23 protein-coding genes are annotated in these 20,722 nt (G+C 48.0%); 12 read left to right on the top strand and 11 right to left on the bottom strand.

Annotated features, from left to right (window positions below; all coding sequences use genetic code 11):
* Positions 1-391: 391 nt before the first annotated feature.
* The gene (locus N7U64_RS13860) at positions 392-586 is read right to left on the bottom strand and encodes an aspartyl-phosphate phosphatase Spo0E family protein (protein WP_026828728.1); all 195 of its coding nucleotides are present in this window, start codon (positions 584-586) and stop codon (positions 392-394) included.
* 213 nt (positions 587-799) lie between these two features.
* Here N7U64_RS13860 and N7U64_RS13855 point away from each other — a divergent pair, with 213 nt between their 5' ends.
* Positions 800-1,498 carry a cytochrome c biogenesis CcdA family protein gene (locus tag N7U64_RS13855; RefSeq protein ID WP_318930241.1) on the top strand — a complete coding sequence of 233 codons (699 nt, stop codon included), beginning with the start codon at positions 800-802 and terminating at the stop codon, positions 1,496-1,498.
* A 15-nt stretch (positions 1,499-1,513) separates the two neighbouring features.
* Positions 1,514-1,996, top strand: coding sequence for a cytochrome c biogenesis protein CcdC (locus tag N7U64_RS13850; RefSeq protein ID WP_318930240.1), 483 nt, complete (start codon positions 1,514-1,516; stop codon positions 1,994-1,996).
* Between the two features lie 32 nt (positions 1,997-2,028).
* Here the strand turns inward: N7U64_RS13850 and N7U64_RS13845 are convergent, their stop codons facing one another.
* Positions 2,029-2,454, bottom strand: a complete 426-nt coding sequence (locus tag N7U64_RS13845; protein ID WP_012370008.1) for a DUF2621 family protein — start codon at positions 2,452-2,454, stop codon at positions 2,029-2,031.
* 92 nt (positions 2,455-2,546) lie between these two features.
* Here N7U64_RS13845 and N7U64_RS13840 point away from each other — a divergent pair, with 92 nt between their 5' ends.
* Entirely contained in the window at positions 2,547-2,870 is a 324-nt protein-coding gene (locus N7U64_RS13840; RefSeq protein ID WP_318930238.1) for a hypothetical protein, read from the top strand.
* 37 nt (positions 2,871-2,907) lie between these two features.
* On the opposite strand, the gene N7U64_RS13835 is transcribed toward N7U64_RS13840, so the two are convergent.
* The 3 genes from N7U64_RS13835 to N7U64_RS13825 all read right to left on the bottom strand — a co-directional run bounded on the left by N7U64_RS13835 (position 2,908) and on the right by N7U64_RS13825 (position 5,778).
* On the bottom strand, positions 2,908-4,209 hold the full coding sequence (locus N7U64_RS13835) for an LD-carboxypeptidase (RefSeq protein ID WP_318930236.1): 1,302 nt from the start codon (positions 4,207-4,209) through the stop codon (positions 2,908-2,910).
* Between the two features lie 23 nt (positions 4,210-4,232).
* Positions 4,233-5,246, bottom strand: coding sequence for a hypothetical protein (locus N7U64_RS13830; RefSeq protein WP_318930235.1), 1,014 nt, complete (start codon positions 5,244-5,246; stop codon positions 4,233-4,235).
* 91 nt (positions 5,247-5,337) lie between these two features.
* A complete protein-coding gene (locus tag N7U64_RS13825) occupies positions 5,338-5,778 on the bottom strand; it encodes an RrF2 family transcriptional regulator (RefSeq protein ID WP_214765200.1) in 441 nt (146 codons plus the stop codon).
* A gap of 140 nt (positions 5,779-5,918) precedes the next feature.
* Here N7U64_RS13825 and N7U64_RS13820 point away from each other — a divergent pair, with 140 nt between their 5' ends.
* Together N7U64_RS13820 and N7U64_RS13815 are read left to right on the top strand one after the other, a co-directional pair.
* Entirely contained in the window at positions 5,919-6,719 is an 801-nt protein-coding gene (locus N7U64_RS13820) for a hypothetical protein (RefSeq protein ID WP_318930233.1), read from the top strand.
* 106 nt (positions 6,720-6,825) lie between these two features.
* Positions 6,826-7,452: a histidine phosphatase family protein gene (locus N7U64_RS13815; protein WP_318930231.1), complete on the top strand. Its 627-nt coding sequence runs from the start codon at positions 6,826-6,828 to the stop codon at positions 7,450-7,452.
* A gap of 82 nt (positions 7,453-7,534) precedes the next feature.
* Here N7U64_RS13815 and N7U64_RS13810 read toward each other — a convergent pair whose 3' ends face one another.
* Positions 7,535-8,782, bottom strand: a complete 1,248-nt coding sequence (locus N7U64_RS13810) for an MFS transporter (protein ID WP_318930230.1) — start codon at positions 8,780-8,782, stop codon at positions 7,535-7,537.
* A gap of 398 nt (positions 8,783-9,180) precedes the next feature.
* Here N7U64_RS13810 and N7U64_RS13805 point away from each other — a divergent pair, with 398 nt between their 5' ends.
* The 3 genes from N7U64_RS13805 to N7U64_RS13795 all read left to right on the top strand — a co-directional run bounded on the left by N7U64_RS13805 (position 9,181) and on the right by N7U64_RS13795 (position 12,584).
* Positions 9,181-10,767, top strand: a complete 1,587-nt coding sequence (locus N7U64_RS13805) for a peptide chain release factor 3 (protein WP_318930228.1) — start codon at positions 9,181-9,183, stop codon at positions 10,765-10,767.
* Positions 10,768-10,888: 121 nt separating this feature from the next.
* Positions 10,889-11,377, top strand: a complete 489-nt coding sequence (locus tag N7U64_RS13800) for a hypothetical protein (protein ID WP_318930227.1) — start codon at positions 10,889-10,891, stop codon at positions 11,375-11,377.
* Positions 11,378-11,498: 121 nt separating this feature from the next.
* Positions 11,499-12,584 (top strand): MBL fold metallo-hydrolase, encoded by a 1,086-nt coding sequence (locus N7U64_RS13795; RefSeq protein ID WP_318930226.1) that lies wholly within the window; start codon positions 11,499-11,501, stop codon positions 12,582-12,584.
* A gap of 217 nt (positions 12,585-12,801) precedes the next feature.
* On the opposite strand, the gene N7U64_RS13790 is transcribed toward N7U64_RS13795, so the two are convergent.
* Positions 12,802-14,040 (bottom strand): purine/pyrimidine permease, encoded by a 1,239-nt coding sequence (locus N7U64_RS13790; RefSeq protein WP_318930224.1) that lies wholly within the window; start codon positions 14,038-14,040, stop codon positions 12,802-12,804.
* A 107-nt stretch (positions 14,041-14,147) separates the two neighbouring features.
* Here N7U64_RS13790 and N7U64_RS13785 point away from each other — a divergent pair, with 107 nt between their 5' ends.
* Positions 14,148-14,960, top strand: coding sequence for a LysR family transcriptional regulator (locus N7U64_RS13785; protein ID WP_026833362.1), 813 nt, complete (start codon positions 14,148-14,150; stop codon positions 14,958-14,960).
* Between the two features lie 70 nt (positions 14,961-15,030).
* Positions 15,031-16,221 carry an RtcB family protein gene (locus N7U64_RS13780; RefSeq protein ID WP_318930223.1) on the top strand — a complete coding sequence of 397 codons (1,191 nt, stop codon included), beginning with the start codon at positions 15,031-15,033 and terminating at the stop codon, positions 16,219-16,221.
* A gap of 23 nt (positions 16,222-16,244) precedes the next feature.
* Here the strand turns inward: N7U64_RS13780 and N7U64_RS13775 are convergent, their stop codons facing one another.
* Positions 16,245-16,736, bottom strand: a complete 492-nt coding sequence (locus N7U64_RS13775; RefSeq protein ID WP_318930222.1) for a GNAT family N-acetyltransferase — start codon at positions 16,734-16,736, stop codon at positions 16,245-16,247.
* Positions 16,737-16,850: 114 nt separating this feature from the next.
* Between N7U64_RS13775 and N7U64_RS13770 the strand changes: the two genes are divergently transcribed.
* A complete protein-coding gene (locus N7U64_RS13770; RefSeq protein ID WP_318930221.1) occupies positions 16,851-17,345 on the top strand; it encodes an isochorismatase family cysteine hydrolase in 495 nt (164 codons plus the stop codon).
* Positions 17,346-17,609: 264 nt separating this feature from the next.
* Entirely contained in the window at positions 17,610-18,371 is a 762-nt protein-coding gene (locus tag N7U64_RS13765) for a hypothetical protein (RefSeq protein WP_318930220.1), read from the top strand.
* Positions 18,372-18,452: 81 nt separating this feature from the next.
* On the opposite strand, the gene N7U64_RS13760 is transcribed toward N7U64_RS13765, so the two are convergent.
* The 3 genes from N7U64_RS13760 to N7U64_RS13750 form a co-directional block, all read right to left on the bottom strand.
* A complete protein-coding gene (locus N7U64_RS13760) occupies positions 18,453-18,995 on the bottom strand; it encodes an NADPH-dependent FMN reductase (RefSeq protein ID WP_318930219.1) in 543 nt (180 codons plus the stop codon).
* Between the two features lie 78 nt (positions 18,996-19,073).
* A complete protein-coding gene (locus N7U64_RS13755; protein WP_318930217.1) occupies positions 19,074-20,057 on the bottom strand; it encodes a ring-cleaving dioxygenase in 984 nt (327 codons plus the stop codon).
* Positions 20,058-20,114: 57 nt separating this feature from the next.
* Complete coding sequence (locus N7U64_RS13750) at positions 20,115-20,549, bottom strand: MarR family transcriptional regulator (RefSeq protein ID WP_318930215.1); 435 nt, start codon at positions 20,547-20,549, stop codon at positions 20,115-20,117.
* Positions 20,550-20,722: the final 173 nt, after the last annotated feature.

Raw genomic sequence — 20,722 nt, 5'->3', positions numbered from 1 at the left:
TGTTCCTACTTTACACGGCAATTCCGGTTTGTGCGTTTACAGGTCGGAGTCATTCAAGTTACAAACTAAGCCAGTATGACAAACAGATTGCAAAAATGCATGTTTTGTCACGTCTAGGTCATAATGCTTGGTAAAATAAAGAAAAAGTAGGACTTTAGGCATGGTATAGAAGAAATATTCTAACTATTCCCCTAACTTAAGGCTCAAAGAAAGACTGAAAAGAGAGTAACTGGACGGAAGTAAAGTATTTTTTTAATGAATCGAATGTAAAGTTTGATTAAAAAAGATGAATTGACCGCATTATATAGAAGAAACACGAAAAAGCCGTCGACGGATTGATCCGTCGACGGCTTTTTCTCATTCGTATATATGGTCTGTAGATTTCATCCAATTATCCTAAAACAGATTCATTTGAAGACGGATAGGTATATTTTTGGACGAAGCGAGTGTATTCAAGGAGTAATAAATCCAGTTCATGACTCAGTTTTAAAACATGCGGGGAGGTGAAACTAGACCGATCCGCTTGATGATACAATTCACTTCGTTTTGCTTCGATCGCTAAAGTCAATAGATGTTGGCTTGTCATAGAATCCTCCCTTACATTGATGTCATATCCATATTCTAGCAAGTGGTTTCTGGCAGTGCAACGACATTTCATCTGTTTTGAGGAAATGTAATTTTTTTGTAATTTCAATTGTCACGAATCTTTTTTATCTTTCGGAAGATAATAGGTGCTAAATGTCGATTAGTTTGGCAAAATAGAGAAGGAACTTCTTCTTATTAGAAAGGAGCTGCTGAAATGGAGCTCTCGCTTTGGTTAGCGTTTGGTGCAGGGTTGTTGTCATTTGTCTCACCTTGTACGCTTCCGTTATATCCGGTATTCCTCTCTTATATTACCGGTGTTTCTGTAACGGACTTGAAGGAAAAAGGGGTCAGAGAAAAACGGTCGTTGTTGCATACCGTAGCCTTTTTGGTTGGATTTGCGATGGTGTTTGCCGTTCTTGGTCTATCGACTTCGCTGTTGGCGGATGTCTTCATCACCTACCGTGATACGTTACGCATGGTCGGTGCGCTCGTCATTTTTGTTTTCGGCGTAGTGTTGCTTGGATTATGGCAACCGACATTCCTGATGCGTGAGAAAAAACTGAACTTAGGTGAACGAAAGGGCGGGTACATCGGTACCATCCTTGTCGGAATTGGTTTTGCTGCCGGATGGACGCCGTGTACGGGTCCGATTTTGGCAGGCGTCATCGGGCTTGCGGCGACGAATCCAAGCCAAGGAATGTTGTATATGCTGTTTTATGTACTCGGATTCTCGATTCCGTTTTTACTGATGGCCTTTTTCGTCGGTCGTTCGAGATTGTTCGTGCAGTACAGCTTGAAGTTAACAAAATTCGGCGGCGCATTGATGATGTTGTTCGGAATCGTCCTTTATTTTGACGGACTCAGTGCATTTGCCGCATGGATGAGTGATATCGTAGGATTCACTGGATTTTAACAAGGAAGTGATGGGATGATTTGGGTATCAACAGGGGTTGCGCTCGTCATGGGTTTGCTGATCAGCTTCATTCGTGTCAAAGCTTCAGCTAAACCGACGAACGCTAAAAAAATCTTAATCCCGCCCTTCGCCATGTCGACCGGGATGCTGCAATTTTTATATCCGGCATCTCGCCTGACATGGACGGAAGTGGCAGAAGCATTATTGGTTGGTGCGATCTTCAGTATTTTTTTAATCAAGACGTCCAACTTCTACGAAGCCGAAGGACAAATTTATCTGCAACGATCGAAAGCCTTTTTCATCGTCCTGTTCGGAATTTTAATTGTCCGGACAGTGGCAAAGTTTGTCATCGGCGGTCAAATCGATATCTTTGAGACCGGCGGGATTTTTTATCTCGTGGCGTTCGGGATGATTGCGCCTTGGCGGATTGCGATGTATCTGAAGTATAAGCAGGTCAAGTCGGGCATCGTCCCGGTTGAACATTTACCGCAAAACTAAAAGGAAGGATTCTCATCTGAGAGTCCTTCCTTTTAGTTTTGGAAATACAGTTCATATTCCCGCCAATCGATGGCGTGTTCGCGTAAAGCTTTTTTCAAGAATTTATGGTCCCGTTTCGGTGTCGCTGAAATGTACCCTTTGACGACCAACTCGGACGTCATCTCGGTTGCCCGTTCTTCCAGTGCAAACTGACCGATCCGTCCCGCGATTTTTCGACGTGCCACGTCCCGAAAAGCAGCCGGAACAGGCATGACAAGTGCGTTTAATAAATCAAGTGTTTCATCCGTCCATAGATGGCGGGTCTGGTCGATGTATTCATCTTCCCAGTCCATCATCGATTTGCCGTCTTCTTTCGGGAGTTTCTTAAGGAACTTCCGGAACATGAAGAAACCGCCAATCGCCATCAATGTGATCATGATAAAGCCCCAGAGCAAAATTCCATTCATGAACCATGCCATCCGCGACTCATCCCCCTTTCAACATCACTTATACATTAGCATAATTTTTTTGGTCGTGCTATGATAAATGACGGAGAAAGTGAGGCGGAACGATGTTACAACCTTATGTACAACTCGACGAGTCCGGACGACCTCAAAAAGGGCTGTTGCCGGAGACGGAAGACGGACGTGTCGTCGAATTTTATTATGATACGAACGGAGCGGACATCACGGTCGTCTTCGTGACGATTCCTGCTCAGGACGCAAGCCGCAAGCGGGCGTTCACGGTCGGAAAAACGTTTAAGACGGTTTCGACGTTCGAAGACTTCACGTTGGTCCGATACGCTTTGACCGATCATAAAATCCTCGCGACACTCGAGATGTTCGCAGATGGATCGAAGCGTCAAATTGATGCTTCGAGATTGCTCGACTATTAAAGAAGAAGGAGACGCGGATCGCCGCGACTCCTTCTTTTTAATGTTGGATGGAAATTCTGTCGTCCTCGATCGAGGCGGTCCCGCCAATCGGGAAAGTGAACAGCGGCATCGTATGGCCGAAGTCCGCGCCGGAGATGACCGGAATCGACGAGAGGGCAGAGTACAGCCTGACCAGATAACGGAGGTGTTCGTCCGTCATCTGTGTCGCAAGCTGAAAACGACCGAACACAATCCCGCGGATTTGATCGGCTCCAGGTTGCGCCATCAAGGAGGCAAAGTCACGGGCAAAAGTTGCCGGGTGGACCTCGTAATCATCTTCAAGGAACAGAATACTGTCGCGTAAGTCCGGGAAGTATGTTGTCCCTTGCAGAAGGTTCAACGTACAAAGATTCCCGCCGAGCAGACGTCCGCTGCCGGAGCCTTTTGAGAGAATGACGGGTCCGGGGTTCGGAAGCGTTACCTCTTTTCCTTCGTGCTGATCATGCCAATTGACACTCGGCTGGACCTGCATCGTCCCGCTGTCGAACAACACCTGTTCGAATGACTGTAACGTATAGGCATCGCGGGAGGCGAGGGCACGTAACATCGGTCCCGAGTAGGTGACGAGTCCGCTTTTCGTCAAAAGGGCATGACTGAGCGCTGTAATATCGGAAAAACCGCAGAGAATCTTCGGATTGTGCCGGATTAAATCGTAATCCAGTCCGTCGAGCAATTCATTGGAACTGAATCCGCCGCGGACACATAAAATCGCATCAATTGACGGGTCGGCGAATGCGGTATGGAGATCGTCCAGGCGGCATGCCGGATCACTCGAACCGAACGGATTCAGTGCCCGGGCATGCTGACTGATCGAGACCCGTAAGCCAAACGATTCCAAAACCGTGATCGCCTGATCGAGAATCCTTGACTCGACCGTCGCAAGACTTGACGCCGGTGCAAGCAGACGAACATGCGAACCGTTCGCCAGACGCTTCGGCACAATGACGGGGATTTGCTGTTCGATGCATTCAATCCGATTGCCAAACGGATCATTTGTGAAAAATCGGCGGCGTGGTGCGAGACGATCATCAAACTGAGCGGTATACCCGGCCGCTTGCAACCGATTCGCCAAGTCGTCCAGGTGCGCAAATGTCAGACCCGGATGTGCTTTTGCCGCCGGTTGAAACGGCTCTTCGATTCCGAGGTGGAGGGCAGCGCCATCCGATTCAAACCAGACACCGCCGCTTGCTTTGACACCCGACGGTTTTGCCACTTCTTTCATATGTAAAAGCCCGGCATAAAAAGCCCGAGCCTGTTCTTCCGAGTTTCTTGGGGCAGCTAACTGTACGTGATCTAACATTCTGACACGTCCTCTCAAGAAAATTAAACGATGAATTCCGTCACCCGTTTGAGTTCGCGTTCGACGAAGTTCAAGTAAAAGTGTCCGTCGATCCGTCGATCGAGTTCCTGGGCGACTTCGTAAATATTGGAGCGCAGGACTCCGAGATAGGCCACTTCGGCATGCCGGGCAGCCCGGTAAGACGCTGCATAGTGAGCCAGTAAGAATTGCAGGTAACCACGGTCCGTCAACAACGGAATCAACTGTTTTTTCTCTTCCATCGACCAGACGTACTTGTCATCGTAGTACATCGCAGCATAGAGGTAATACGGTTCATCGCCGCCTGTGAAGAGCGGTTTGACACGTTTAACTTCTTGAATCAACTGTTCCGTCCAGTCGAACCGGTCTTTTTTTCGGCTGATGAACAACGGAAGAATGAACGGATGGGCCTGATCGGGCATCCGCGAACAACCGCGTTCGTGACGGATGGCAGCATACAGTAACAAGGCCCGGTCTTCGTAACCACGTTCGATGGCATACGTCATCCGGCTGAAACCTTCGCAAGACGGGCAGTCACTTAATTCGTCGGACGGAGCGTCGACCCATTCGGAAAGGTAATGATCGGCCTGTTCTTCGTCACCGAGCTTGCTGTAAATCATGAAGCCGATATAATCGCGTGTCCGGGCAAAGCCGTGGGCGTCACAAAAATCAACGAACCGGTCGAAATCTTCTTCGAGTAAAGCAACAGGCATATCTTCCTGTTCGGCTGCATAAATTAAATAGGATTTATAATTCCAGTACAGATCGAGTTCCTGTTTAGGCGTTAAAGTCAATTCATCTTTCCGAACCCAATCCATTAATAAGGAAAAGGAAACTAAAAAAGAGCGGAAGTGACCCAAATCAAATTGGTTTTGAGAAAATGTCCATAAGGCAAGGGGACGGAGTGTCGCATCGGTCGTATCCTCAAAGATGGTCCAAAGTGATTCACCACGTTCGAGTGACGGATCTGCCTCTTTTAAGCGGAGATATAAACTGTTGAGTTCTTCGTGAGGGTTCATCTGTACCCCTCCTTTCTTATATAAGTATACCACGCACGGATTCAGAAGGCGTCCCGGATGTCGCCGAACAAAAAAATGATTCCGCCCGCGATTAGTCGCGGCTCGGAATCATTTCAAGGATTTGTCGATGTGTGGAACTTGTTGGATGAAGTAAATCATTTATCGTGTAACTGTTCAAGACTTGATGAAACGCAGCGATCGCGTCATCAAAAGCTTCGCGTGCAGGGTCTAAAGAAGGGAGTTCAGATGTCCCTTCGAGTGGATCTAGAAAATGGGTTGTTGGTTCAAACAGTTGCACTACGTCACCGATATAAATTTCATCCGGCGGGCTTGCCAAACGGAATCCGCCACCTCGACCTCGAACAGAATGAATCAATCCATTTTGTCCTAAACGATAGACGACTTTCATCAGATGATTTTTTGAAATGTCGTAACAGTCCGCTACTTCCTGGATTCGGACCAATCGATCAGAGTGTGCCCCAGCAAATAACAGGGATCTGATTGCATAATCCGTATAACGTGTCATGCGCATTTTCATCACCTACTTAACTACACATGTTAGAGAAATTTAGTAGGAAGTACAAGTTTGAATGTGCATATTTAAAGATGCATTTTAGAGATTGAATTTAGCTAGAGATTTTGCCATAATAAGCGGGGAAGGTAGGTCATGTCATGCATTTTGATCAGGCATTATATCTGTTGCAAACGGTGGAGTGGGAGATGGAACAGAAGGGTTTTCGGATTGCGAGTCGTTTTTATAAACAATTGGAAGATAAGTATAGCGTATTGTTAGAAGAAATGGAAAGTCAAACGACTACGGCACAAACGCTAGAGTTACGGATTCTCCGACTCGGACAACTGTTAAAACACGTGACGAAGCAACAAGAGTCAAGTGAGCTGTTCAAATTGATTTTATTAAACGAAATCAATCAGTCGAAATCCTTCCTCATGACGTATCCGGAAATCGTCAGCGAAGAATTGCTGTACACCATTCGGACGGAACTCGGACTCGAAACAACCGCGCCGGTCATGGTCGCCTGGGAAATCGTCCATCATCAACTCGTTGAGACGTGCCGTCATTTTTACAAGTACAAAAGTCAAGGTGACTGGGCGCGGCTGGATGTTTTGTTGGTGGCCGAGCAACATCATCTGGGGGCAATCCTCGATGAAGCCCGTTATGCTCTGATGAGCGGTCGTAAAACAACGATTTTACATGTCAGAAATCAAAAACCGTCGTCCGAAAAACTGATGACGACGTTAAATGATTTAACGAAACAAGGACTGACTTTTCACAGCATGCAGACGGAAGAGTGGGATGAGCAACTCGAACAGTTCCTGAAACTGATTTCGATGGGGGATCCGATCACCTTTGCGAGCGGATCAAGTCGTTTTATTGCAGACGTCCAACGAACGCTTGAACCGTTGCCGGTCATATTCAGTCCGTTCATCGCGGACGGTGTCCTTCCGTCCTGACTTGAGTTTGCTAGTGAAGTGGCTTCAGAGAAATCCTGAAGTCATTTTTAGTGTCTTCTTTTATAAAATGGTAAAATAAAGAAAAAACATGAAATGAGGATTATGGATGCCGACTATTTATCTGACACGTCACGGTGAGACGGAATGGAATCTTGATAACAGGCTGCAAGGGTGGCAAGACTCTCCGTTGACTTCCAAAGGGCGTTCTCATGCCGAAAAACTGGGGCGGCGTTTGCAGGCTATCCCGTTTCAAGCCGTTTATTCCAGTCCGAGCGAACGTGCCTACCAAACGGCCCAATTGATTTGTGACGGGTGGTCAACACCGATTGAGACCGATGATCGGTTAAAGGAAATTCATATGGGCGAATGGGAAGGCCAGACGCGGGAAACGATTGAACAGCATGATTTGGAAGGCTATTCCGCGTTTTGGAAAACGCCTCATCTGTATAGCTCGAAAACAGGAGAAAACTTTGATGTGCTGAAAAATCGGCTGCTGGCGTGTTTGAACGACATCCAACTGAAGCATCAGGAAGAAACGGTTTTAATCGTAACGCACGGTATTGCGATCAACGTGCTGTTAGCTCATTTTAAGGGGAACGGACTGGAACAGCTGTGGACGTCTTCCTCGTTCATTCACGGAACGAGCCTGACGATCATCGAATCGACGGAACTGGGATATTCCATCGTACTTGAAGGAGATATGAAGCACATCGACCGAGAATCGGTATTGTAACGACTACATACAAACACCCTGGACCAGGCACTGAGTAAACAGTGTCCGGTTCAGGGTGTTTTGGTCATTTAAATGACGTTCATCAAGCCGACTGCGATAACCGTTTCGCGCGCTGGATCGAGCGGTCGAGGCCAAGATAGACGAGGCCGGACAAACAACAGGCGACACCGACACCGGCAAGCGCGTATTGTCCGTTTCCGGAGTCGAGGAACAAGGAACCGAGTAACGGCGCCGTGACTCCGCCAATCAGCCACTGGATACTGGCGGCACCGTTATATGTTCCGCGCAGATGTTCCGGGGCAATCAGGGCAATGAATGTCATCTGGACCGGCGACATGATCATCTCGCCGAGCGTATACAGCGCGTAGATGACGAGTAAAATCGTCACGAGCACGATGTAGCCGGTTCCGAGCGAGAACAGGTACGACGGGATGAAGGCGAGTAAAATCATCCCCAGTCCGAAAATTGACGCGCCGAGCAACATAACTTTACCGAATGCTTTACCGGACAAGCGGGCGGCGACCGGGAACTGGAACAAGACGACCATAAAGCCGTTTAATCCCATCAGGTACGGGAACGGATTTTTATCGTTCGGCAGCCCGGGTAACGCTTCCTTCAGGAAAACCGGCAACATGCTTTCAACAAGGGCGAAGCCCATCGAGATGAAGACGCCGGCAGCAATGAACACCAGGAAGACGTGATCCTTACGCAGGACGGTGAAAGCCGACAGCTTTGGTTCGTCGTGCGTATGTTCGATCTGATCCGGTTTGGTTTCCTGGATGAACAGTAGCAAAACCAAAGCATACAGGAAAAAGACAGCGGCAGCAGCGTAAAAAATCAGCGACCGGTCGATGAACAGGACGGCACTTCCAATCAACGGTCCGAACGCGGCTCCGACATTATGTCCCATCCGGAGCAATCCGAATGATTCATTAAGCCGTTCCGGCGGTGTGACATCGGCGACCATCGCGCTCGCTGCCGGGTGGAACAAGGAATTCGTCAGACCGAGCAAGGCATTCATCAATAGTAACGGCCAGAATGAATCAGCGAATGAAAAGCCGATTAAAGCAATGACATCCCCGACGATCGAGATGACCATCAACGGTTTGCGACCGTACAGATCGGCCAGGTGTCCGCCGAGAAACGACCCGAACAGTGACATGATCGGACCGGTCGCCATGATCAGACCGACCAAAAAATACGAATCGAGCTGCTCCGAATAATAGAGAACAAGAAATGGTGCAATCATGAACATCATGACTCCGGTAATCGTTTCCCCGACGAACCGGATCCAGATGTTACGGTCAAGCTGTTTTAATGCAGTAAACATAAACAAAACCCCTTATATTTCCGTTTTTAGACCATAGAAAAGACGGATACGCACAAATATGGGCATACCCGTCCTGATATAAGAGGGCAGCATGTACGTATACGCATACGTACACCCTGCTTAATTGAAAATTAAACGATTGGGTGACGTACAGTTGTAGCCAATACGTGAATCGGTTGTTGCTGATCAAATGATTGTGACATTGTACGTCTCCTCCTTCTTGTAATAGTGACTTCCTCGTCATCGTATAGAAGATGGAACGGGGTTGTCAAGATAAATTCTGAAAATTGGGTCAACAAAGTGAAATGGACGAGACTGCGAAAATTCGGTATGATAGACTAGTTGCGAAAAAGTATCTGTATCGAGGTTGAATATATAGGTGAAAGGAATTACCACACATGACAAAATTACTTCAAACCGAAGTCGAGAAACGCCGGATCTTCGGTATCATCTCCCACCCGGATGCCGGGAAAACGACGTTAACCGAAAAATTCCTGCTCCACGGTGGAGCAATCCGGGAAGCCGGATCCGTCAAAGCACGGAAAAACTCAAAATTTGCGAAATCCGACTGGATGGAGATCGAAAAACAACGGGGAATCTCCGTTACCTCTTCCGTCATGCAGTTCGAATATGACAAAAAAATCGTTTCGATCATGGATACACCGGGTCACTCCGATTTCGGGGAAGACACGTACCGGATCCTGACAGCCGTCGACTCGGCAATCATGGTCATCGATGCCGCGAAAGGGATCGAGTCCCAAACGAAGAAACTGTTCCAGGTCTGCCGGATGCGCGGTATTCCAATCTTTACGTTCATCAACAAAATGGACCGTCAAGCACGTGATCCGCTCGAATTGATGGAAGAACTCGAAGAAGTCCTCGGGATTCCGTCGGTTGCTGTTACATGGCCTGCAGGATCAGGACAACAGTTCGAAGGTGTCTACGACCGTGTCAACGAGAAGTTCCACTGCTTTAAAAACGATCGTCTGACGATTGATCTCGGCGAAGAAGGACTCGCAAACGATCAGTTGGCCTCAACGATCAACAATGAAATGTATGACACGTTAGTCGACGAAGTTGATTTACTCGACGGAGCCGGCAATGAATACAATGAAGAATTGATTGCGAAAGGTGAATTGACACCGGTCTTCTTCGGTTCTGCCTTGGTCGACTTTGGGATCACACCGTTGCTTGAGCATTACCTCAACTTGTCACCGTCACCGACTCCGCGTGAGTCGAACAAAGGACAAATCGAGCCGGCGCAAGATTTCTTCAGCGGTTTTGTCTTCAAAATCCAAGCAAACATGAACCCGAACCACCGTGACCGGATCGCGTTCGTCCGGATTTGTACCGGGAAGTTCGACCGCGGGATGGAAGTTGTTCTGACGCGGACCGGTAAAAAGATGAAGCTGTCGCAATCGACTCAGTTCATGGCAGATGAGCGGGAAACGGTCAACGAAGCGTTTGCCGGCGATGTCATCGGTCTGTACGATTCCGGCAACTACCAAATCGGCGATACGATCACGAACGGTGATCCGAGCCTGCAGTACGAAGCGTTGCCGACGTTCGCACCGGAATTGTTCCTGAAAGTCTTCACGAAAAACGCCCTGAAATCAAAACAATTCCAAAAAGGCGTCGAACAGCTTGCGCAAGAGGGAGCGATTCAGGTCTACAAGACGGAATACAACGAGATTATCCTCGGAGCGATTGGTCAACTTCAATTCGAAGTCTTCGAACACCGCCTCAAAGGGGAATACGGCGTTGATATCCTAAAAGATGCAGCGAACTTCCAGGTCGCGAAGTGGGTCAAAGTGACAGAAATCAGTGAAGTCAAGAAATTGACGGATTCACGGACTGTCCTCGTCTACGACCGCTGGGAAAACCCGGTTCTCTTGTTTGCGAATGATTTCGTCTACGAACGATTCGTTCAGAAAAACGAAGGTGTCATCACGCTCGTTGACTCACCACAGTTACTCAAAGATTAATTTGATGGAACGTATCTTCCGATTCACCGGAAGATACGTTTTTTTCGTTTTGAGATCCGGAAAGAAGGGTAAAAATTTGAGTCTGTAAATTCATATCTCTGTGAGAGGAATGGTGTTGACGATGGCGAAAAAATTTATCGGCATTTTTCATGATGAATCGAGTTTACATCAAAGAATGCAAGCGTTAAAACAGCAAGGACATAAAGATTCTGATTTCTCAGTAGTGGGACGTGACGATGCAGCAGATGAAACATCGGGTGCATCCTGGATTGACCAAATCAAATCGAAGTTCAGCCATGAGCCACCGCTTCGGGAAACGTTAAAACGTGTCGGGCATTCCGATGATGAAGCGGAACGCCATTACCAGGAAGTCGAGCGGGGAGGAATTGCATTGTTCGCAAAAGACCGGCACGATGACCATGATCATGCACACGATCATGACCATCACCACGACCATGATCACGACCATACACATGATCATTTAAATGATGAGAATGACCGTCACGGTGGAAAAGTCGCAAATCCGGGCATCAACGATTATGAATCAGAGCATTCGGATGATCACGACAAGAGCGACCGTTCAAAATGGAAAGCCGATGATGTAGATTAATAAACCGGAACGCCAAGCTGAGTTTTTCAGTTTGGCGTCTTTTTTTGAGAAGTGAAGTTTGTTCATTACCGCTTTGAAAATCGCCGGTGCTATACTGAACGTACTAAAGAGGTGAAGAAAAATGAAAAAAATAGTCGCAACACTCGCCGGTCTAGGAGTTCTCGGAGCGGTCTTCATGACCCGTTATCCGCTATTCGGCCGCCGACCATCGAAGTCGGATCAACAGCGTTATGCCCGTTCGGCTCAGTTTTCGAACGGAAAGTTTCAAAATGAACTGCCTTTCCAATTAAAGATGGAATGGGACACAATGAAAAGTATCTTAAAAGATTACGGACGGGAGCTGCCGTCGTTAAAACCGGTCAAACCGTTACCGGTTGTTCCGTTTGAACGACGGACGGACGGAACGGAACCGCGCGTGACCTGGTTCGGTCACTCGGCGTTCCTGCTTGAACTGGATCATCAGACGATTTTCTTTGATCCGATGCTCGGACGTGCTCCGTCACCGTTCCCGAAAATCGGGGGTGGACGGTTCCAGACGACGGAACCGGTCGATCTTGATGCCTTACCGCCGATTGATCTCGTCATCTATTCACATGACCATTATGACCACTTGGATTATCATTCGGTTCTGGCGTTAAAAGACCGGGTCGGTCAATTCATCGTTCCGCTCGGTGTCGCGAGCCGCCTGAAAGGCTGGGGTGTCGATCCGGCCCGGATTACCGAACTCGATTGGCATGAATCGGTCGAGACGAACGGTCTCCACCTGACGGCAACACCGGCCCGTCACTACTCGGGGCGAAACGGACTCGATCAATTTTCGACGCTTTGGGCGTCATGGGTGATTGAGGGCTCGAAGAAGGTCTTCTTCAGCGGTGACAGTGGTTACGGTCCCCATTTCAAGGCAATCGGGGAACAATACGGTCCGTTTGACTTAACGATCATGGAATGCGGACAATACGACACACGTTGGTCGAGTTCGCATATGTTACCGGAGCAGACGCTCGCGGCGCATCTTGATGTCAAAGGGGATGTAATGATTCCCGTTCACTGGTCGGCGTTTACGCTGGCATTCCACCCGTGGTTCGAACCGGTCGAACGGGTGTTGAAGGAAGCGGAAAAACACGGCGTACCGGTCGTAACACCAATGATTGGCGAGAGTGTCACGACTGCCAGTCAGACACGTAAATGGTGGCGCGAGGTACGGTGAAGTTAAGTGAAACTCGTTTTCTTTTCCCGTACTTTCCTCAGGCGAGACACGAGCCGCGGCTCGTTTGTCTCTGACAGCGCGAAAAGCACGCGCTTTTTCCTGAAGGAGTCACGGGAAGAAGGCGAGTTTAATGGACTGCTTTCATATGATGTCAAACACAAAATCCCCACTTTGTCGCCTGTTGCGAGAAAGTGGGGATTTTACTTTGACATACAGATTAACCGGCCAGCCGTTCTGATTGAGCATCACGTCGTGAACGCAAACGTTCGATGACTTCAAACCCGAGGACAAGCATGGTGCCGATCAGTAAGCCGTTACTGAAGAACGGACGTAACGTCAGCGGCAAGATTTCCGCAAGCACCGTCGATTGCAGGAGGATGCTAATCCCGATAACGGCGCAAATCGCAAAAGCGTGTTTACGGCGGCTCGTCGTCATGCTGCTTTCAGCCGACTGCCAGGCAATCAGGAACATATGCGGTAACGTCGCAAGCAAAGCGGCGCTGGCGACACTGCGCGGCAACGTCGCGATGATGCCGATGATACTCGGGAAAAACCCAACCAGGGCGATGACAAGTGAAGCAATCAAAAACGGACGGCGTTCCTTACTTCCCGTCTGGGCGATGAAGCCACTTGTGATCGGCAACGGAACCGGGACGAGCGTCGAGAACGTCGCCGCGATCAAGTGAATGATTCCTTCGACCGTCAGTCCCTGATTCAAAGCCCCTTTTTTCTGAATCGTCGCTTCGACGGCGCTTAACGCAGCAATCAGGTTGACGATTAAAAGAATCGCAAACGGAATCGCGACGAGAAACGCACTGCCGTCAAATTGCGGCATCCCGAACGGTAAAGCGGTCGGAAAGGCGAAGACACCGGACGCTTCCGACAGCGACGGACGGCTGACCAGCCAGCCGACGACAATACCGATCATCAAAGCGAATGGCCGTAAACGCGTCGGACCGAATTGACTGAGTCCGAGCACAAGCAGGAATGTCAGAATGCCGGCGAGTCGTGTCGCTTCAACGGCAAGCACTGCTCCGAGCATGACGCCGGTCAGTTGAATACATAATAAAAGCAAAAACGTTCCGCTGACGAGCGGCGTAAAGACCGGTAATAAGAAGCGCGTCCAACCCGTCAATCCGAGGAAAATCAGGACAACGCCGGCGATGACGACAGCGGCCATCGCAATCGTGAAGGCCGTCTTTGAATCGACCGGCAACGCGGCGATGACAACAAAAATACTGACCCATGAACCGGCCGGACCGGACACGATTGGTAAGCGGTGACCGAAGACACCATGGAGAAAACAGGCAATCCCGCCGACGAAGAAGGACCGTTGCACAAGTGCGGCCGTCTCAACACTTGAGAGGTCGAACAGACTGGCAACGACGATGGGCAAGGCAATCGTATTGGCTAATAAGAAAATGATCCACTGGACCGTGGATGTCGTACGTTTCACAAAAATCGTCTCCTTTTAAAAATCGCTGATTTCAGCATCATATCATATGATTGATGTTATGATTCATACATATTTATGACTGAAAACATATGAAAGAGATGATGAAGATGGATTTACGCCAATATCGTTATTTTTGCGCGGTCGTCGAAGAACAATCCGTCACGCGGGCGGCGGAAAGACTGCGGATGGCACAGCCTGCTTTGACCCAGCAAATTCGAAAGATGGAAGAGTTGCTTGGTGTACGGCTGATTGAACGGGCGGGACGCGGCATCCGAATCACGGCCAGCGGTGAGCGGTTGTATGAACGGGCCGTCTCCTTGTTGCGGTACGAAGCGGAAACGCGGATTGAAGTCAGTGACATCAAGGAAGGGCGGACCGGCATCTTACGGATCGGGGTCAATACGTTGTCCGCCGGTCGATTGACGGGATGGGTACAAGAGATGAAACGACGCCATCCCCGGATCACGCTGCAAATTCATCAGGGCGAGTCCGCGGCCTTGATTGATCGTTTGAAGGATCATGCGATCGACGTGGCACTCGTCCGGCTGCCGATTGAGGCACAAGGTGTCACGATCGAATGGATGGAAGAGGAACCGTTTTACCGAGTCCATCATCCCGATTTCCCGGATGCTGATGTTATCATTCCGAGTCAGGAAGGACTTGGTGTCTTTCAAACGCTCAGCCAGCAGTTTGGGGTCGTCTCACAGGAAACGTGTTCCGACGTCCTGACATTGATCGGACTCGTCCGCAGTGGACAGGCGGTGACACTGTTACCGGAAAGTACGCTCCGCGAGCTCGACATGACGGGACTGGTGCGGGAACGGTTACCGGACGCGACGAGTACGACGGCTCTTGTCTGGTTGACGGAAGACGGTCAATCGGCGCTGACCCAACAATGGGTCTCGATTGTCCACGAGTAAGAACGAATTGTTAAAAAAGGGATTTTATAGGATACTTGAACAAGAGACAGGAAGTAAGGGGGACGATGAAATGAAGACGATTCGCGGAAAATTCGGCGAAGCGAAGATTTTTACACACAATGTCGATGACATGACGATTGAGCAGGTGACGGGGATGCTGAACGAAAACATTGCTGTCGGCGGCAATGTCCGCATCATGCCCGATTGTCACGCCGGCAAGGGCTCGGTCATCGGCACGACGATGCGGATTCACGATAAAGTGGTTCCGAATCTCGTTGGTGTCGACATTGGCTGCGGCATGTTATGTACACAAATCAACCGTGAAGGAACAGCCGGCGTTGAGTATGAGAAGTTGGATGCTGCGATTCAGGAACTGGTTCCGAGCGGCATGTCCGTCCGCAATCAGCCGCACCGCTTGTCGGAACAGATTCCGTTTGATCAAGTATTGGCACCGTTTAACGAAACGCGGGCCCGGTTATCGATCGGCACGTTAGGCGGAGGAAACCACTTCATCGAGCTGAATACGGACGAGGAAGACAATCTGTATCTCGTCATTCATTCCGGCAGCCGGAACCTCGGAAAAACGATTGCCGAACATTATCAAAAGCTGGCGGAAAACTCACAATTCACCGTCGATACGGAGGCGATCGTCGCCTCATTGAAAGATCAGGGACGGGAACAGGACATTCAAACAACGTTGGTCGAGCTGAAGAGTCAATTCAATGAAACAAATAAAGATTTGGCGTACGTGTCCGGTTCCGATATGGACAACTACCTGCATGACTTAAAAATCGCTCAAAAGTACGCGGCGCTGAACCGTCAAGCGATGACGGAGGTCATCCTGGAAGCAATGGGTTGGTCAGCGACCAATCAATTCGATACGATTCACAACTATATCGATCTCGAGCAGATGATTCTCCGGAAAGGGGCGATTTCCGCACAGGCGGGTGAAGTCGCCATCATTCCGATGAACATGCGGGACGGTTCATTGATTGTCAAAGGAAAAGGCAATCCGGATTGGAACTATTCCGCGCCACACGGGGCAGGGCGGATCATGTCCCGCTCGAAAGCCTTTAAATCAGTGGACTTGAAGGAATTTGAAGAGACGATGCAGGAGGTCTGGTCGAGTTCGGTCGTCGAATCGACACGCGATGAGTCGCCGTTCGTCTACAAACCGATGGAGGAAATCATCCGGAATACAGAGGACACGGTCGAGTTACTCCAAGTCATTAAGCCGCTCTATAATTTTAAAGCAAAATAATGGGTGGAAGTCCGGCGTCCTGCTCACTGACAGATGAACTGGTGGCTGTCTTGATTGCAACTACCTGTCGTGAACCCGGCTGTCAAGAGAACGGACTGCGAGGCACGGTTATCAGGTGCGGTATAGGCACAAACCTGTTTGACTTTCATGTCCTGCAGTCCAAAGCGGGTAACCGTCCTAACAGCTTCCGTCATGTAGCCGTGACCCCGGAAGTCGGCTTTGAGTACATAACCAATCTCGGCGATGTTGTTTTGGTAGCCTCTGCAAAAACAGCAGTTGCCGATGAATTCGCCGGTCGACTTTAAATAGAGTCCCCACGTGATGCCGTCTCCATTGAAGTAATCAAGAGCAATTTGACTCAAAATCCGGACGACGTCGTGACTGTTTTCTGCCTGTTGACCATCGTAGGCCGTAATCTCAATCATTTGGTTCGCTTCGCTTAACCGGATTTCCCTTAACAGGAGCCGTTCGCTCGTCAGTTCAGGAAAGACGTCAAAATAGTATTTTTCTTTCACGCGGCATGTCTCCTTTAGTTTGTTTCTTACTTCAAGTGTACGTCATTCGATCCGAATCGGAAGCAAAATATCATCAAAACTAAAAATCCGTTCATTAATTCAGGAGGAGTTTACATGCAAAAGAAAGCCTTAGTCGTCATTGATATTCAAAATGACATGACAAAAAACTACAAAGAAGTCATCGGGACGATCAATCAGTCAATCGATTGGGCGGTTGAACAGGACATGCATGTAGTCTACATCCGGCACGAGAATTTATCGGCCGGAACCAGAACGTTTAAGACCGGAACACGCGGTGCCGAGTTGGCACCTGATTTAAAGATCGTGTCGGATCACATTTTCACGAAATATAAGGGGAACGCCTTAACGAGTGAAGCATTCGCGGCGTTTATAGAGCAACATGACATAAACGACTTTTATCTGACCGGCGGCGATGCGACAGCTTGTGTCAAATCGACCTGCTTTAATTTACGTAAACTGGAGTATGACGTGACGGTGATCACAGACGGCATCACAAGTTATGACAAAAAGAAACTGCCGGAAATGATTGAATACTACGCGAAAAAGGGCAGTCACATTGTTCAATTCAATAATTTAATTCGTAATTAACCAATACTTTTGAACAGAAAGCATTATGAATCAGCTTGAGAGGAATGGAGTAACGTGAAATTAATTTTGATGGGAATCAGCATTATTTTGTTTGGCATCGCGCTGATGATTGGCTTTAGTCCAATGGGATTAAATGACGTGTTGGGTATTAAAATTGGAATGACAGTATCATTTGTTGGGTTACTTGTTACGTTCATGGACTTTTTTATCAGTGTGAAGCAATAAGCGAGAGATGTGCATACCAAAGTGAAGGAGGTTTTTAACTTGAGAAACATAGTTAAAGTATTGATTGTGTTATCCGTATCGTTAGGTCTGGTGCTGACAGGTTTTCTGCCGAAGGAAGCCGAGGCGAAAACGAAAAAGGAATCACAACATGACACCTTTAAAAAGTTAAAAATGAATGCCTCGATGACCAGTGTTGCGAAAGTCATGTATGGCAAGAACTATAAAAAACATCTGTGTAACCGCTCAGAAGATGAGGTGAAAGTTAATCTTTTATGCAGCGGAGAGGTATACGATTCCAATACGTATGATAAGAATGGGAAGCTAAACTATTTGAAGTATGAGTTTTATTTGTATCCGAATCCAAAGGTACCAAACGAATCGGACAATCCGGATGAAGTGACGTTTCAAACCGTCCGCATGTTTCTCGTATTTAAATCAAAAGAACACAGTAAGCAGTTAAAACTCGTCGAAAAACACTGGTTTGATTCATCCGTTGTGAATTCCAAACGTGTCTACAATAATCAAAAAATTAAAAAAGGCATGACGAAAAAACAGGTGGATGCGGTGCTGACGGGAACAGGAATCGGAAAACACAAGGCCATTGCGTATATCGACTATTCAAAAGTCGGAAAACAAACCGGTAAAAAACAGCCTGTTTTTCCGAAGGCGTACAAGACGTATTCTTATTCTGTCTTGAATCAGAAAGAGAATGTTCTGTATTACTTCGAGACGAAGTACAGTCGAACGAAAAAAGAGTACGTCGTTTCGTATGTTGATACGTGGAAGGAAGACAATAAATGAAAAATGAGAGAACTCCCGAATGAAGGAGTTCTCTCGTTTTTTTGCCTGTATTCAAATATTCTTCAAAGGGGAATGGAATAATCAGCGGATTGTTTTTAAAGCGCCGGCCCAAGGGATGACTTGATCGAGCATTTGGTTGACAGAATCTGCTTGAACGGGTGCTGCTCTTAACACCGCTCCATTCTCGAAGTCCGTGAACAGCGAGAGGGCAGGGTGGACGCGGACGTCTGCAATCAACAATTCGCCTAAAATCCCGCGTAAATGTTCTGCTGCCCGGGCACCGCCGACTGAACCATACGAGACGATACCGGCTGCTTTTTTATTCCACTCAACACGAAGGTAATCGAGAGCATTTTTTAAGGACGCGGCAATCGAATGGTTGTATTCCTGTGTGATGAACACAAATCCATCCTGAGCGGCAATCGCTTCAGACCAGGCAGCTGCACCGGATGCATCGCCGTCTTTTTCACCGAGCAACGGTAATTTGTAATCGGCGATGTCAATGATCGTATAGTTGGCGTCTCCGCGTTTGTCCGCCAGTTCTTTGACCCAGTTCCCGACCTGTGGGCTTAAACGGCCTTCACGTGTTGATCCCAAAATGATTCCAATGTTTAACTTTGTCATGTTCGTTTCCTCCTCTTGTTGTGGTGTTTTCTTCGAACCAAATAAATTCTTGAACATACTCAATTTAATCCCTCCGGATCATAAATATTCTTTTTCGATCTTGCGTGTGCTGCGGACGGTATCGATCGGGCGGACCATTTGTTCGATTTGTTGACGTTGCGATTCGAGGAACGGTGGTAATGATAATTTTTCTCCGACCGTTTCGTACGGCTCATCGCCCATGAAACCGGGACCATCTGTTGCCCATTCGAACAGGACGCCTCGCGCCACACGTGCATACAATGATTCGAAGAAGAAACGGTCGACGTAGCCGGATGTGTTGAATTGTAAGTCTTGCATGCGGCTGATCCATTCATTTAAAGCAGCCGTATCTTCGACCCGGAAAGCCACGTGGTGAACGGTACCGAACCCTTGACGTCCGCTCGGAAGGAGGAGGTTATGTTCGACGATGACCTGTGCTCCGTTACCGCCTTGACCCATTTCAAACAAATGCAGTGATCCTGCTTGATCAATTTCTCGCATCAGCATCGCTTTTTCTAAGACTTCTTTTAACCGGTCAAATTCGGCAATCCGGATGTGGATTGGACCCAAGCCGGTGATGGCGAATTCTAATGGTACCGGACCGTTTTGCCACGGCGTTCCGGAGGCAATGCCTTCGTTATGCTCGTCTGAAATCAGCATGTACTGCTGGTCATCGAAATCAACAAAGGAGAGGGTCTTCTTACCGAACTGTTCTTTGATGCCGCGATGTTGCACGCCGTATTTATCAAACCGTTTGATCCAGTAGTGGAGTGCTTCGTCCGTCGGCACGCGGAAAGCGGTTTTAAAGATTTCATTTGTTCCGTGTGTTCCTTTTGGAATGCCCGGGAAGTCGAAGAACGTCATATCGGTACCGGCTGATCCTTTATCGTCAGCAAAGAATAAATGATAGGTCTGAATATCGTCCTGGTTAACAGTTTTCTTGACCAAACGCATGCCTAAGACGTTTGTGAAGAACTCATAGTTTTTCTCGGCACTGCTTGTGATGGCCGTGACGTGGTGGATTCCTTTTAATTCATTCATCTAAATCGCTCCCTTAATCGTTATTATCTCGAATTCGAGATATATAGGTAAAAAAATTTAATGATTTTGGGCTTGGTAGCCTATTTTTTTAGCAGTCTTAATGAACAATTCAATTTCCGCCTGGTCAATCCCTTGGAAAACCTGATTAATGGCTTGTTCATGTTCCGGAAAAATCGTATCCATTAACGTTTGACCTTCTGTGGTGAGTTCCGCAAATGTCACGCGCCGATCCTCCGGACAGGCTTGGCGGACGACGTAGTTCTTTTTTTCGAGCTTATCGATGACATAGGTGATGCTGCCGCTGGTAATCAATACTTTTTTCCCAATCAGCTGAATCGGTTGCCTTCCTTTGTGATACAACAACTCGAGTACGGAAAAATCAGTCGGATTTAGTCCGGACTTCGCAACATCCTGTTTGATGACTTCATGAAGCGCGTCGACTGCGCGAACCATGACTGTCAGTGCTTTTAAGTTCGGATTCGGCTGTTCCATTTCGTTCACCTCTTTTTATCTTCAATTCATATATCTTTAATTCGAGATAAATATACCATCTGTTTTTTACGGCGTCAATTGTTTTGATTGGTTTCTGATTATAGGAACCGAAATCCATACAGTAATATAAAAAGAGACAGCCCGTATCGTACGGGTTGCCTTTAGGATGGGGG

The sequence above is a fragment of the Exiguobacterium sp. K1 genome (genome assembly GCF_033721435.1).
Lineage (GTDB): Bacteria > Bacillota > Bacilli > Exiguobacteriales > Exiguobacteriaceae > Exiguobacterium_A > Exiguobacterium_A artemiae.
This window is presented reverse-complemented; position numbering and strand designations above follow the sequence as displayed.

What these genes read in the sequence shown, in the direction of transcription:
- N7U64_RS13860 (WP_026828728.1), bottom strand. Translation starts at nt 586, where the DNA reads ATGACAAGCCAACATCTATTGACTTTAGCGATCGAAGCAAAACGAAGT.
- N7U64_RS13855 (WP_318930241.1), top strand. Translation starts at nt 800, where the DNA reads ATGGAGCTCTCGCTTTGGTTAGCGTTTGGTGCAGGGTTGTTGTCATTT.
- N7U64_RS13850 (WP_318930240.1), top strand. Translation starts at nt 1,514, where the DNA reads ATGATTTGGGTATCAACAGGGGTTGCGCTCGTCATGGGTTTGCTGATC.
- N7U64_RS13845 (WP_012370008.1), bottom strand. Translation starts at nt 2,454, where the DNA reads ATGGCATGGTTCATGAATGGAATTTTGCTCTGGGGCTTTATCATGATC.
- N7U64_RS13840 (WP_318930238.1), top strand. Translation starts at nt 2,547, where the DNA reads ATGTTACAACCTTATGTACAACTCGACGAGTCCGGACGACCTCAAAAA.
- N7U64_RS13835 (WP_318930236.1), bottom strand. Translation starts at nt 4,209, where the DNA reads ATGTTAGATCACGTACAGTTAGCTGCCCCAAGAAACTCGGAAGAACAG.
- N7U64_RS13830 (WP_318930235.1), bottom strand. Translation starts at nt 5,246, where the DNA reads ATGAACCCTCACGAAGAACTCAACAGTTTATATCTCCGCTTAAAAGAG.
- N7U64_RS13825 (WP_214765200.1), bottom strand. Translation starts at nt 5,778, where the DNA reads ATGCGCATGACACGTTATACGGATTATGCAATCAGATCCCTGTTATTT.
- N7U64_RS13820 (WP_318930233.1), top strand. Translation starts at nt 5,919, where the DNA reads ATGCATTTTGATCAGGCATTATATCTGTTGCAAACGGTGGAGTGGGAG.
- N7U64_RS13815 (WP_318930231.1), top strand. Translation starts at nt 6,826, where the DNA reads ATGCCGACTATTTATCTGACACGTCACGGTGAGACGGAATGGAATCTT.
- N7U64_RS13810 (WP_318930230.1), bottom strand. Translation starts at nt 8,782, where the DNA reads ATGTTTACTGCATTAAAACAGCTTGACCGTAACATCTGGATCCGGTTC.
- N7U64_RS13805 (WP_318930228.1), top strand. Translation starts at nt 9,181, where the DNA reads ATGACAAAATTACTTCAAACCGAAGTCGAGAAACGCCGGATCTTCGGT.
- N7U64_RS13800 (WP_318930227.1), top strand. Translation starts at nt 10,889, where the DNA reads ATGGCGAAAAAATTTATCGGCATTTTTCATGATGAATCGAGTTTACAT.
- N7U64_RS13795 (WP_318930226.1), top strand. Translation starts at nt 11,499, where the DNA reads ATGAAAAAAATAGTCGCAACACTCGCCGGTCTAGGAGTTCTCGGAGCG.
- N7U64_RS13785 (WP_026833362.1), top strand. Translation starts at nt 14,148, where the DNA reads ATGGATTTACGCCAATATCGTTATTTTTGCGCGGTCGTCGAAGAACAA.
- N7U64_RS13780 (WP_318930223.1), top strand. Translation starts at nt 15,031, where the DNA reads ATGAAGACGATTCGCGGAAAATTCGGCGAAGCGAAGATTTTTACACAC.
- N7U64_RS13770 (WP_318930221.1), top strand. Translation starts at nt 16,851, where the DNA reads ATGCAAAAGAAAGCCTTAGTCGTCATTGATATTCAAAATGACATGACA.
- N7U64_RS13760 (WP_318930219.1), bottom strand. Translation starts at nt 18,995, where the DNA reads ATGACAAAGTTAAACATTGGAATCATTTTGGGATCAACACGTGAAGGC.
- N7U64_RS13755 (WP_318930217.1), bottom strand. Translation starts at nt 20,057, where the DNA reads ATGAATGAATTAAAAGGAATCCACCACGTCACGGCCATCACAAGCAGT.
- N7U64_RS13750 (WP_318930215.1), bottom strand. Translation starts at nt 20,549, where the DNA reads ATGGAACAGCCGAATCCGAACTTAAAAGCACTGACAGTCATGGTTCGC.